Origin of the sequence: Streptacidiphilus melanogenes (assembly GCF_000787835.1) — a bacterium.
GTDB classification, from domain to species: Bacteria; Actinomycetota; Actinomycetes; order Streptomycetales; family Streptomycetaceae; genus Streptacidiphilus; species Streptacidiphilus melanogenes.
Genome location: NZ_BBPP01000027.1, coordinates 101,018 through 112,768, shown reverse-complemented (window position 1 = coordinate 112,768; position 11,751 = coordinate 101,018). Strand labels below are relative to the sequence as shown.

The following is an 11,751-nucleotide window of genomic DNA, read 5'->3' as shown; positions in this document are numbered from 1 at the left end:
GGGCGGCGGCGGGGCGCGGCGGGGGCGCGGGGGGCGGGCGCCCACCGCGCCCGCCAGCGCCGCGGCGACCGAGCCCAGGGTGGTGCCGACCGGCGCGCTGACCAGCACGTCGGCCGCGGGCGCGGCGGCATGCGCCGACGACGCTCCGGACGTCGGCGCGCTCTCGCGCGGCCCAAGCACGGTCAGCCGGATCTGCATGCGCCCTGCCCCTTCCAGCCCGCACGCGATGGTCGTCGCCACGGTGTCGTATGCATCCTCCCATCTGCCGCGGACAGTTCGCGCACGGCACCCGATCGGATGATCTTCGGAACGTATCGCGCGGATGACACGTCTGCATCAATGAACGGTCGGCGACGGAGCGCAGCACAGGGCGCGGTCCTTCGAACGCCGTTAGAGTTGCCGAAAACGCGAGCCCCCGCGGGCGGACAGCGCTGCGGCAGGACGAGGAGCACGGGTGCGGCCGGTTGGCAGTAAGTACCTGCTGGAGGAGCCGCTCGGGCGCGGCGCCACCGGGACGGTGTGGCGTGCCCGGGTGCGGGACGACGCTGAGAACGCCCCGGTCGTAGCGGGGTCGGTCGTGGCCATCAAGGTCCTCAAGGAGGAGCTGGCCACCGACCCGGACGTGGTGATGCGCTTCCTGCGCGAGCGTGCCGTGCTGCTGCGCCTGGTGCACCCGAACATCGTCCGGGTGCGCGACCTGGTCGTCGAGGGCGAGCTGCTCGCCCTGGTGATGGACCTCGTCGACGGCCCCGACCTGCACCGCTACCTGCGGGCCAACGGACCGCTCTCGCCCGTGGCCGGTGCGCTGCTGATGGCTCAGATCGCCGACGCGCTCGCGGCCAGCCACGCGGACGGCGTCGTCCACCGCGACCTGAAGCCCGCGAACGTACTGCTGGCGACGGTGCAGAGCGAGGCCGGTCCGGCCATGCACCCGCTGCTGACCGACTTCGGCATCGCCCGCCTGGCCGACTCCCCGGGCCTGACCCGTACCGCCGAGTTCGTCGGCACGCCCGCCTACGTGGCGCCCGAGTCGGCCGAGGGCCGCGAGCAGACCTCCGCCGTCGACGTCTACGGCGCGGGGATCATGCTCTACGAGCTGCTGACCGGCCAGCCGCCGTTCCACGGGGACGGGCCGATCCAGATCCTGCAGGCGCATCTGTCGCAGCGTCCGGAGCGCCCGGCCGCGGTGCCCGAGCCGCTCTGGACGGTGCTGGAGCGCTGCCTGGAGAAGGACCCGACGCGCCGCCCGACGGCGGTGACGCTCGCCACGGCGCTGCGCACGGTCGCCGGGGGCATCGGCGTGCACGCCACGCCGTCCCAGATCGAGGCCGCGAACGCGGTGGGCGTGCTGCTGTCGCCGCCCGGCCACCAGCCGACCGTCCCCGGCTCGGACGAGCCGACGGTGCCGCGCGGGGTGTCCACCTCCGGCATGGACGGCGGTTCGCTGGTGCCGGGCCAGCCCGAGGACCCCCGCACCATGATGCTCGGCAAGGGCGCGCCGGGTGGTGCCGGTGTGCCCGGCGCGGCCGACCCGACGCAGGTGCTGGCCTCGCAGGGCTCCGTCCCCGGGGCCGCGGACCCGACGGCCGTGCTGCCGCACGCCGCGGACCGGGCCGGTTACTACGGCGCGGTGCCGGCCGGCGCCGCGGACCCGACCGCGGTGCTCCCGCAGAGCGGCCCCGGCGCGTCGGCGGCGGACCGGACCACGGTGATGCCGTCGATGCCGCAGGCAGCCGCGCCCAGCACGCCGGACGGCCCGCATCCGTGGGAGTCGCAGCTTCGGCAGGCGCGGGAACGCGCGGAGCAGACGCAGATCGGCTCCATCGGCGACTTCCCGGTCGAGGACCCGTTCGCCGCCGGGCCGCAGGTCGCCCCGGCCCCCTACCGGCCGCAGCCGCAGCGGCCGCCGCAGCCCGCACCGGGCCGCCCGCAGGCGCGGCGTCAGGCGCAGCCGCCGGTCGCGCCCCCGCCGTACCGGGAGCGTCCGCGCGAGCGCGGTTACGACGAGCGCGGCTACCAGGAGCGCGGGTACGACGAGCGGGGTTATCAGGAGCGTGGCCCCCAGCCCGCGCGTCGTTCTGAGCCGGCGCGCCGTCCCGAGCCCGCGCGCCGCGCACCGGAGCGGGAGCGCGAGCCCGACTACGACCGCACGCCGGAGCGCAGGCCGGAGCGGGCACCCCGTCCGCGCCGCCGGATGCGCATCCCGGGCATGGGCTGCCTGAAGGTGCTGATCTTCCTGGTCGTGGTCGGCTTCCTGGTGTGGGAGTTCTCGCCGCTGCACGGCTGGATCGACCACGTGGTCAACGTCGTCGAGGGCTGGTGGAGCCAGGTCGCCCACTGGTGGCACCAGCTCACCAGCACCGCGAACCAGGTGGACAAGGTGCGCAAGTCCATTCCGAACCTCCCCTCGGGCGGGAACTGACGCAAAGCGGCGGAACGGGTCGCAGGATTGACGATTTGTCGACTCTCAGCGGCTCGTCCACCCCCTGCTGTCCCCCAAACGGCTCCAGGCCGCGTACTTTGGTCGCTGGCGCGGCCATGACTCCCCGGACTTCGGCCGGGGCCCCGCCCTGACAACCAGCCCCAGATCGCGCACGGAGCAGCCTTGGCACGCAAGATCGGTAGCCGCTACACCGCGCACTCGGTGATCGGCCGCGGCTCGGCCGGGACCGTGTGGCTGGGGGAGGGCCCCGAGGGTCCGGTCGCGATCAAGATCCTGCGCGAGGACCTCGCCTCCGACCAGGTCCTGGTCGGGCGCTTCGTCCAGGAGCGCACCGTCCTCACCAGCCTCGACCATCCGCGCGTCGTCGGGGTGCGCGACCTGGTCGTCGACGGCGACGACCTCGCCCTGGTGATGGAGCTGGTCCACGGCAGCGACCTGCGCTCCCGCCTCGACCGCGAGGGCCCGTTCACGCCGCAGGCCGCCGTCTCCGTCGTCGCCGACGTCGCCGAGGGGCTCGCCGCCGCCCACGCCCAGGGCGTCATCCACCGCGACGTGAAGCCCGAGAACATCCTGCTCGACCAGGGTTCCAGCCCCGGTCCGGGCGGGGCGCCGCGGGCCAAGCTCTCCGACTTCGGCATCGCCCGCCTTGTCGACGCCCCGCGCCGCACCCGGGCGACCCGCATCATCGGCACCCCCGACTACCTCGCCCCCGAGATCATCGAGGGCCTGGAGCCGCGCGCCGCCGTCGACATCTACGCCCTCGCCACGGTCCTGTACGAGCTGCTCGCCGGGTTCACCCCGTTCGGCGGCGGCCACACCGGCGCGGTGCTGCGCCGCCACGTCACCGAGTCCGTCCCGCCCCTGCCCGGCCTGCCGGAGCCGCTGTGGAAGGTGCTGGCGCAGTGCCTCGCCAAGGCGCCCGCCTCCCGGTTGCGTGCCGCCGAACTCGCCACCGGCCTGCGGGAGCTGCTGCCCGGCCTCGCCGGGCTGCCCGCGCTGCACATCGCCCACCCGGACGCCCCGGCTGTCACCCCGCTTCCGGGCTACGACGCCGACGACGAGGCCTTCGAGGACGAGGAGGCCACGACGCCGCGTCGACGGCGCGGCTCGGCCGTCCCGCTCGTCCCGGGGAGCGCGCCCGACTCCAGTCGGGAGACCCACACCAATCTGCGCCGCCCCCGCCCCGAGGAGCTGGCCGGCCTCGCCGAGGCGTCCCGGGCCCAGCGCGCGGCGGCGGGACGACGGCCCGGCCTGTCCCCCTCGGGCGCGCAGCGCAGCGGCGCGGGCGGGGCCGCGGCCCGTCGCCGACGGCTCGTCCTGGCCGGTGCGGCCGCGGTCGTGCTCGCCATCGCCTGCGTCGGCGGCTACGCCGCCTTCTCCGGGCCCGACACGACGCGCCACCACGGCAACCCCGGCGACGCCGTGTGGCCCACCGCGTCGACCACGCATGCGGCCGGCCTGCCGAAGGCGCCCGTGGCGGGTGCCACGGACTCCGTCCCGGCCTCGGGGGCCGCGCACCTGCCCGTCTGGGCGGCTTGGACCGACGCCCCCGCTGCTCCCGCGCCGCTGGTCAGCGGCGTCCGCGTGGTCCGGATGGACGGCACGGCCTACGTCTTCGGCACGGACGCGACCGGGGCGATCCGCTACGTGACGCGCAGCGGCGGCTCGTTCGGTCAGTGGGGCAAGCTCACCGGGATACACGTGAGCGGCGAACCGGCGCCCGTGGTCCTGCCCGGTGGCGTACTGCGGCTCTTCGCCACCGGCACCGACGGCCTGATCTACCAGCGCGACTACAGCGGCGGCACGTGGGCGCCGTGGAGTCAGCTGGACGGCCACACCCGCGTCGACTCCCCGCCGGCCGCGGCCGCCACCGGCGACCGTGTCGACCTCGTCGCGCGGATCGGCGGCGACCTGGCGACCACGTCCTACGTCGGCGGCGCGTGGACGGCCTGGGCCGCGGTCTCGACGGTGGGGCAGGTCGCGGGCGACCCGTCGCTGGCCGCCGAGAACGGCGGCAGGGTCGACGCCTTCGTCGCCGCCTCGGCAGGAACGGTCCAGCACACGCAGCTGGCGGACGGCCTCTGGCACACGTACCACGCGGTGAGCGGGGTCACCGGCCGGGCCCGCCCCGAGGCGGTCCAGCTGGACACGGGCGAGATCTACGTCTTCTCCACCGGCCCGGACTACGCCGCCAGCGCCACCGGTGCGACCTGGACCCAGGGCACGCTGCCCTCCGGGCCCGCCTCCGCCTACGCCCCCGGCGCGTACGCGGACTCCGCCGGCGTCACGCTCTTCCGCGTCACGCCGTCGGGTGGCCTGCAGTACACGCACGGGAAGTAGCGCCGCGCCCCTGCGGCACCGGTTGGTTCCCGGCCTGCATTAGGCTTGGCGTGTGGCAGCCATTGATCCTTCCGAAGAGCTCAAGTCGCTCGAGTCGACCATGTCGTCGATCGAGGCAGTCGTCGACCTGGACAGGCTCCGGTCCGACATCGCGGTCTTCGAGGAGCAGGCCGCCGCACCCGACCTGTGGGACGACGTCGACAACGCCCAGAAGGTCACCTCCAAGCTCTCCTACCTCCAGGGCGAGCTGCGCAAGATCGAGACCCTGCGCAGCCGGATCGAGGACCTCGGGGTCCTCTTCGAGCTCGCCGAGGCCGAGGGCGACGCCGACGCGCGCGGCGAGGCCGAGGCCGAGCTGGACTCCGTGCGCAAGTCGGTCCAGGAGATGGAGGTCCGCACCCTCCTCTCCGGCGAGTACGACGCGCGTGAGGCCCTGGTCAACATCCGCGCCGAGGCGGGCGGCATCGACGCCGCAGACTTCGCCGAGCAGTTGATGCGCATGTACCTGCGCTGGGCCGAGCGCCACGGCTACCCGACCGAGGTCTACGACACCTCCTACGCGGAGGAGGCGGGCATCAAGTCAGCGACCTTCGCCGTGAAGGCCCCCTACGCCTACGGCACCCTCTCCGTCGAGCAGGGGACGCACCGCCTGGTGCGCATCTCGCCGTTCGACAACCAGGGCCGGCGTCAGACGTCCTTCGCCGGCGTCGAGGTGCTGCCGGTGGTCGAGTCCAGCGACCACGTGGACATCGACGAGAAGGAGCTGCGCGTCGACGTGTACCGCTCCTCCGGTCCGGGCGGGCAGGGCGTCAACACGACCGACTCGGCGGTGCGCATCACCCACCTGCCGACGGGCATCGTGGTCTCCTGCCAGAACGAGCGCTCGCAGATCCAGAACAAGGCCTCGGCGATGAACGTCCTCCAGGCCAAGCTGCTGGAGCGGCGCCGCCAGGAGGAGCGCGCCGCGATGGACGCGCTCAAGGACGGCGGTAGCTCCTGGGGCAACCAGATGCGCTCCTACGTGCTGCACCCGTACCAGATGGTCAAGGACCTGCGCACCGAGCACGAGGTGAGCAATCCTCAGGCGGTGCTCGACGGCGACCTCGACGGATTCATCGAGGCGGGAATTCGTTGGCGCAAGAACCAGGAGAAGGCGGACGCGTAAGCGGTTGTGAACGCTTCGTAGCATCAGTGAGGGCCCGGTGGTCGCAAGTTGACCACCGGGCCCTCGCCACACCATGCTGACGCCCGAAACCTGAGTGGGGGACAGAACGGAAGGGGCGGGTGTGGCACGCGGACACCGCAGAACGAGCAGCCGCATACGCATTGCCGGTGCCGCGCTGGCGCTGGTCGGAGCCGGCCTGACGATCACCGGGGTGGCCAACGCCAGCATCGTCGACGGACCCGGCGACAACACGACGGTCCCGGGCACCGCCTACGCGGCCGGCACTCCGGACGTCGGTGTGAGCGTCGGCCTGCTCGGCGGCGACAACGGGAACGGCGGGGACAACGGCAACGGCGGAGCCAACGGGAACGGCGGAGCCAACGGCACCGGCGGGGACGACGGCGGCTCCGGCGCCGCCACCCCCACGGACACCGGCTCGGGCGCGCCGAGCACCGGCGCCTCGGCCGCCCCGTCGACCTCGGCGACGGGCTCGTCGAGCACCGGCGGCGTCTCAGTCTCCGCCTCGGCCTCGGCCTCGGCCTCGCCGAGCGTGGGCAGCGCCAGCGGCGGCAGCGGGGGAGGCAGCATGACGCAGGCCCCGGGGCGCACCCAGCTCGCCGAGACCGGGAGCTCCAGCAACACCCCGTTGATCCTCGCGGGCGGCTTCACCTTCGTCCTCGGCGGAGCCGTCTTCCGGTTCGGGCCGAGCGCCGCGAGCAGCCGTAAGCACTGAGTCACCCTGCGTGACAGAGAAGGGCCGGAGCCGATCGTCCGATCGGCTCCGGCCCTTGTCCGTGCGGTCCGTGCGGCCGCGTGCCTCAGGCGAAGGCGTGCCGCGCTATCACCACGCAGGCGATCAGCGCTGCCAGCAGCGCGATCAGCGTCGTGGGGGACAGGGAAGCGAAGAACCCCTGCTGCTGCATCATGCGCGCCCGGCTGGCCCGGCACGTGGGGCAACGCCCCTCGCTCACGGGACCCGAGCAGTTGGCGCACACCAGGCGGTCGAGCGTCATCGCGATCTCCTCCTCTGATGTGCACAACGCAGAACCCAACGAGGTGGGTTCCCTCCACTGTGCCACGTCACGCGCGATCCGGCTGCCCCTTGTCATGGTTTGTCCGCTACTGTCCGTGAACTCCCCCACGATTCCAAGGTGGAACCTGCGGGCTTGCGTCCGCTTCGCGTAGGGTCAGCCCAGCCCTGTCCGCCTACACTGGCCCACCGTGATGCAGCCGTGATCAGATTCGACAACGTCTCCAAGACCTATCCCAAGCAGAACCGTCCGGCGCTGGACAACGTCTCGCTGGAGATCGAGAAGGGTGAGTTCGTCTTCCTGGTCGGATCCTCCGGCTCCGGCAAGTCGACGTTCCTGCGCCTGATCCTCCGTGAGGAGCGCCCGAGCACGGGCGAGGTCCACGTCCTCGGAAAGGACCTGGCCAAGCTCTCCAACTGGAAGGTGCCGCACATGCGGCGCCAGTTGGGGACGGTCTTCCAGGACTTCCGCCTGCTGCCCAACAAGACCGTCGGCCAGAACGTGGCCTTCGCGCTCGAGGTGATCGGCAAGCCCCGCGGGACCATCAAGAAGGTGGTGCCCGAGGTGCTCGAGCTGGTCGGCCTCGCCGGCAAGCAGGACCGCATGCCGGGAGAGCTGTCCGGTGGTGAGCAGCAGCGTGTGGCCATCGCCCGCGCGTTCGTGAACCGCCCGATGCTCCTGATCGCGGACGAGCCCACCGGTAACCTCGACCCGCAGAACTCCGTCGGCATCATGAAGCTGCTGGACCGGATCAACCGGACCGGCACCACGGTGCTGATGGCCACCCACGACCAGGCCATCGTCGACCAGATGCGCAAGCGCGTCATCGAGTTGGACCAGGGCCACCTGGTCCGCGACCAGTCCCGCGGCGTCTACGGCTACCAGCACTGAGTTAGGACACATCAATGCGAGCCCAATTCGTCATGGCGGAGATCTGGATCGGTCTCCGCCGAAATCTGACGATGACCATCGCCGTGATCGTGAGCGTCGCCCTGTCGCTCTCCCTGGTCGGTGCGGCCATGTTGCTGAACTCCCAGGTCAACCAGATGAAGGGTTACTGGGGCGACAAGGTCGAGGTGTCGATCTACTTCTGCAACAAGAACAACCAGAAGAACACCAAGGACACCCCCAACTGCGCCTCGGGTGAGGCCACTCAGGCGCAGATCGACGCGGTGCACTCCCAGCTGGACAAGAACCCGCTGGTGCAGAAGGTCTACACGGAGACGCCGGCCCAGGCCGTCGTGAACTTCAAGAAGCAGTTCCCCGACTCGCCGTTGGCTCCGTACGTCACCCCCGACTCCTTCAACAACTCCCTGCGGGTCAAGCTGACCAACCCCTCGCTGTACCAGGAGGTGGCCAGTCAGGTCGAAGGACAGCCGGGCGTGGCCAAGGTCGACGACCAGAGCGCCGTGCTGAAGCCGCTGTTCAACCTCATGAACACGGCGCAGTGGGTGGCCCTGGCCATCATGGTGATCATGTTCGGCGTGACGCTGCTGCTGATCGTCAACACCGTCCGTGTCTCGGCGTTCAGCCGTAAGCGCGAGACGGGCATCATGCGACTGGTCGGTGCGTCCAACTTCTACGTGCAGATGCCGTTCATCGCGGAGGCGGCCTTCGCCGCCGTCGTGGGCGCGGTGCTGGCCTCCGGCATGATCGCCGTGGGCAAGTTCGTGCTGATCGACATGGTGCTGAAGAAGCAGATCACGCTGATCAGCTTCATCGGTTGGGGACCGGTGATCCAGGTGATGCCGTTGCTGGTGGTCATCGGCGTCGGCATGTCCTCACTGGCGGCGGTGCTGACCCTGCAGAAGTACCTGAAGGTCTGACGATCCGACGCTGAGACCATCGGACGAGGCCACAAGCCCCGGAAGCGATACTGCTTCCGGGGCTTTTCGTCGGGAAGGGGCTGGTGTGACGGGCTGTCGGCTCTAGACTGTTCTGCCATGTCACCATCGCGCCCGGTCATCCGCCTCCAGCTGGCGCTGGCGCTGGTGTTCGCGGCGGTCTGTGCGATCGGCGCCGGAACCGGCGCCTGGGGCACCGAAGGTGGCGCCGTGACGACCGCCGCGCCGCGGCACGGCGGCGCCGGCGACGCGGTCCACGACCGCTGGACCGCGGACTACACCGCCCAGCAGTTCGCCGCCTACAGCGAGGAGCTGGACGGCCACTACGTCGGCGTCGGGCTCTGGTTGGCGCGTTCGGCGCAGGGCGTGGTCACCGTCACGCGCACACTGCCCGACAGCCCCGCCGCCCTCGCCCACCTGCAGGCCGGGGACCGGCTGACCGCCGTCGACGGCACGGGGGTCGACGGCCGTCCGGTCACCCAGGTCGTGGCGCTGCTGCGCGGCGGCGCGGCCGGGCGGGTCGGCTCGTCGGTGTCGCTGCTGCTCCAACGCGGAACGCGGCACTGGACGGTGGAGCTGCGGCGGGAGGTGCTCGACGAGGACGACGTCCGCGTCGACCATCCCGAGGGCGGGGTGACCCGCATCAGCATGGACGCCTTCACCGTCGGCGCCTCCGAGCAGGTGCAGGCCGCCGTGCACCAGGCGCGGCTGCACACGGCCGGGGGCGTGCGCGGCATCCTCCTGGACCTTCGTGGCAACTCCGGCGGCCTGGTGGCCGAGGCGGTCGCGACCGCCTCCGTCTTCCTCGACGGCGGTCCGGTGGCCCGCTACCAGCCGGCGGCCGGCGGCCCGGAGCAGACGCTCACGGCCGCGCCGGGCGGCGACACCACGACGCCGCTGGTGGTCCTGGTCGACGGCGGCACGATGAGCGCGGCGGAGCTCGTCACCGGTGCGCTGCGGGACCGCGGGCGCGCGGTGGTCGTCGGCCAGCCCACGTTCGGCAAGGGCGCGGTGCAGGAGCCGCAGACGCTGACGGACGGCGTGGTCCAGGAGCACACCGTCGGCCACTACCTCACCCCCTCCGGCGCCTCGCCCGAGGGCCAGGGCATCCAGCCGGACGTCGTGGTCCCGCCGGCGGCGAGCCCGCAGGCGGCCGAGGACACCGCGCTGACGGTGCTGAACGATCTCGGCGGCGGGAACGGGCCGTAGCGTCGTCCGGGCAGCAGCCCCGGGCGTGGCCTGCCGGATAAGGCTGTGCCGAAGGGCGGGCCGAAGTGCGAGAATGTCCGGCACTATGGCGAAGAAGAAAGACGACCCGCGCAACAAGCTCATCGCCTCCAACAAGAAGGCGCGGCACGACTACAACATCATCGACGAGTACGAGTGCGGCATGGTCCTCATGGGCACCGAGGTGAAGTCCCTGCGGGAGGGGCGGGCCTCCCTCGTCGACGGCTTCGCCGAGGTGAGCGGCGGCGAGGTCTGGCTCCACAACGTGCACATCATGGAGTACGCGCAGGGCACGTGGACCAACCACGCGGCCCGCCGCAAGCGCAAGCTGCTGCTGCACCGCTACGAGATCCACAAGCTGGAGCAGAAGCTGAAGGAGACGGGTTTCACCCTGGTCCCGCTCTCCATCTACTTCAAGGACGGGCGCGCGAAGATCAACCTCGCCGTGGCCCAGGGCAAGAAGCTGCACGACAAGCGGCAGACGCTGCGCGAGAAGCAGGACCGCCGCGAGACCGACCGCGCGCTGGCGGCCGCCCGACGTCGCCAGGGGTAGGCACGGCGTAATGAACTGGACCGTGGTGTCGCGGTAGCCGTACCATGGACACTGCTCAGGGCGGTCCCCACCGCTCCGGAGTGGCCTCGAAGGAGGCCTTGACAACTGAAGAGCACACCCACATGGGGGTGATCGGTTTCGACTGGGGATGTCGAGGCAGAGGAAGCGAGCCGAGGAACGCGGCAATGATCTCGTTAACCACGGGCCGCAAAAAAATAATCGCCAACTCTAAGCGCGAGTCCTTCGCGCTCGCCGCCTGAGCGAGTACCGAAGGTGTCAGACCGGGCGCGTCCCCGTCCCGGATCCTGGCATAATCTAGGGGACTCCACCGTCCGACCCGGTCACGGGGTCGTGCGGAAAATCCAACAGTGACTGAGCCCGTCGGACAGCTTGTCTGCGTGACTGCCGGGGCCGAGAAAATCACAGCAGACTGCGCTCGGAGAAGCTCTGGTTCCGCACCACAGGACGCGGGTTCGATTCCCGCCACCTCCACACCACGCATCACCAAAAGATGCGACCCATGTGTAGGAAAAGCCGCCCGTTCCGACGGGCGGCTTTTCTGCGTTCCGGGTCCGGAATCTCAGGTCTGCCGTGTCAGCGCCTGGCGGGCCTCACTCAGGGCGAGGGGCCAGTCGAAGCCCGGGGTGTCGTCCTGGCCCGGCGCGGTCGTGCTCTCCGGCACGACGATGCGCGCGCCGGCCGTGTGCAGGGTTTCCAGGGAGCGCGCGTACTGCGGGTGCGCGGCCAGTGCGGAGTTGACGCAGGGGAGGGCGACGGTGGGAATGCCCCGACCGAGGGCCTCGGCCGCGTAGCCGACGACGAAGGAGTCGGTGAGGCCGAGCGCCCACCGGTTGATCGTGTTGAAGGTGGCCGGGGCGAGCAGCACCACGTCGGCGGTGGGCCAGACGTCCTCCTGGCCCGGCAGCTTGTAGTGCGCGCGGACGGGGGCGCCGGTCAGCGCCTCCAGGCCCGCGAGGTACGGGTGCAGCCAGCCGGCGGCGGTCGGGGTGAGCCCGAGGCACACCCGCCAGCCGGCGGCCTGGGCCTGCTCGACGGCCGAGGTGATGGTGAGCACGGGTTGCGCGCCGGTACCGAAGAGATAGAGGACGGGTTGATCGCCTGTCATGGCCCTCACCCAACAGGGGAAC

General features: G+C 71.6%; 11 protein-coding genes, 1 other RNA gene and 1 pseudogene. 10 read left to right on the top strand and 3 right to left on the bottom strand.

What is annotated here, in order from left to right; translation table 11 throughout:
• A partial coding sequence (locus tag TR49_RS44020) for a hypothetical protein (protein WP_236653521.1) occupies positions 1 to 198 on the bottom strand: 198 nt, incomplete at its 3' end.
• A gap of 256 nt (positions 199 to 454) precedes the next feature.
• Here TR49_RS44020 and TR49_RS25755 point away from each other — a divergent pair.
• From TR49_RS25755 to TR49_RS44015, 5 genes and pseudogenes are all read left to right on the top strand, one after another.
• Positions 455 to 2,422 carry a serine/threonine-protein kinase gene (locus TR49_RS25755; RefSeq protein WP_042385799.1) on the top strand — a complete coding sequence of 656 codons (1,968 nt, stop codon included), beginning with the start codon at positions 455 to 457 and terminating at the stop codon, positions 2,420 to 2,422.
• 183 nt (positions 2,423 to 2,605) lie between these two features.
• A pseudogene (locus TR49_RS45815) lies at positions 2,606 to 3,832 on the top strand (serine/threonine-protein kinase); the annotation flags it as partial.
• Between the two features lie 204 nt (positions 3,833 to 4,036).
• Positions 4,037 to 4,783, top strand: a complete 747-nt coding sequence (locus TR49_RS47150) for a DUF8189 domain-containing protein (RefSeq protein ID WP_500808189.1) — start codon at positions 4,037 to 4,039, stop codon at positions 4,781 to 4,783.
• Positions 4,784 to 4,835: 52 nt separating this feature from the next.
• On the top strand, positions 4,836 to 5,948 hold the full coding sequence (prfB, locus tag TR49_RS25745) for a peptide chain release factor 2 (protein WP_042385789.1): 1,113 nt from the start codon (positions 4,836 to 4,838) through the stop codon (positions 5,946 to 5,948).
• Between the two features lie 121 nt (positions 5,949 to 6,069).
• Positions 6,070 to 6,681, top strand: coding sequence for an LPXTG cell wall anchor domain-containing protein (locus TR49_RS44015; protein WP_052434633.1), 612 nt, complete (start codon positions 6,070 to 6,072; stop codon positions 6,679 to 6,681).
• Positions 6,682 to 6,766: 85 nt separating this feature from the next.
• Here TR49_RS44015 and TR49_RS25735 read toward each other — a convergent pair whose 3' ends face one another.
• Positions 6,767 to 6,961, bottom strand: coding sequence for a hypothetical protein (locus TR49_RS25735; protein ID WP_042385788.1), 195 nt, complete (start codon positions 6,959 to 6,961; stop codon positions 6,767 to 6,769).
• Between the two features lie 219 nt (positions 6,962 to 7,180).
• On the opposite strand from TR49_RS25735, the gene ftsE reads away from it, so the two are divergent.
• The 5 genes from ftsE to ssrA all read left to right on the top strand — a co-directional run bounded on the left by ftsE (position 7,181) and on the right by ssrA (position 11,098).
• A complete protein-coding gene (gene ftsE / locus TR49_RS25730) occupies positions 7,181 to 7,870 on the top strand; it encodes a cell division ATP-binding protein FtsE (RefSeq protein ID WP_042374349.1) in 690 nt (229 codons plus the stop codon).
• 14 nt (positions 7,871 to 7,884) lie between these two features.
• Positions 7,885 to 8,805: a permease-like cell division protein FtsX gene (ftsX, locus tag TR49_RS25725; RefSeq protein WP_042385785.1), complete on the top strand. Its 921-nt coding sequence runs from the start codon at positions 7,885 to 7,887 to the stop codon at positions 8,803 to 8,805.
• 117 nt (positions 8,806 to 8,922) lie between these two features.
• Positions 8,923 to 10,032 carry a S41 family peptidase gene (locus TR49_RS25720; protein ID WP_042385784.1) on the top strand — a complete coding sequence of 370 codons (1,110 nt, stop codon included), beginning with the start codon at positions 8,923 to 8,925 and terminating at the stop codon, positions 10,030 to 10,032.
• Positions 10,033 to 10,117: 85 nt separating this feature from the next.
• Positions 10,118 to 10,603: an SsrA-binding protein SmpB gene (smpB, locus tag TR49_RS25715; protein ID WP_042385783.1), complete on the top strand. Its 486-nt coding sequence runs from the start codon at positions 10,118 to 10,120 to the stop codon at positions 10,601 to 10,603.
• A gap of 124 nt (positions 10,604 to 10,727) precedes the next feature.
• Positions 10,728 to 11,098, top strand: a transfer-messenger RNA (tmRNA) gene (ssrA, locus tag TR49_RS40875).
• Positions 11,099 to 11,183: 85 nt separating this feature from the next.
• Here the strand turns inward: ssrA and TR49_RS25710 are convergent.
• Complete coding sequence (locus TR49_RS25710) at positions 11,184 to 11,729, bottom strand: flavoprotein (protein WP_042385780.1); 546 nt, start codon at positions 11,727 to 11,729, stop codon at positions 11,184 to 11,186.
• Positions 11,730 to 11,751: the final 22 nt, after the last annotated feature.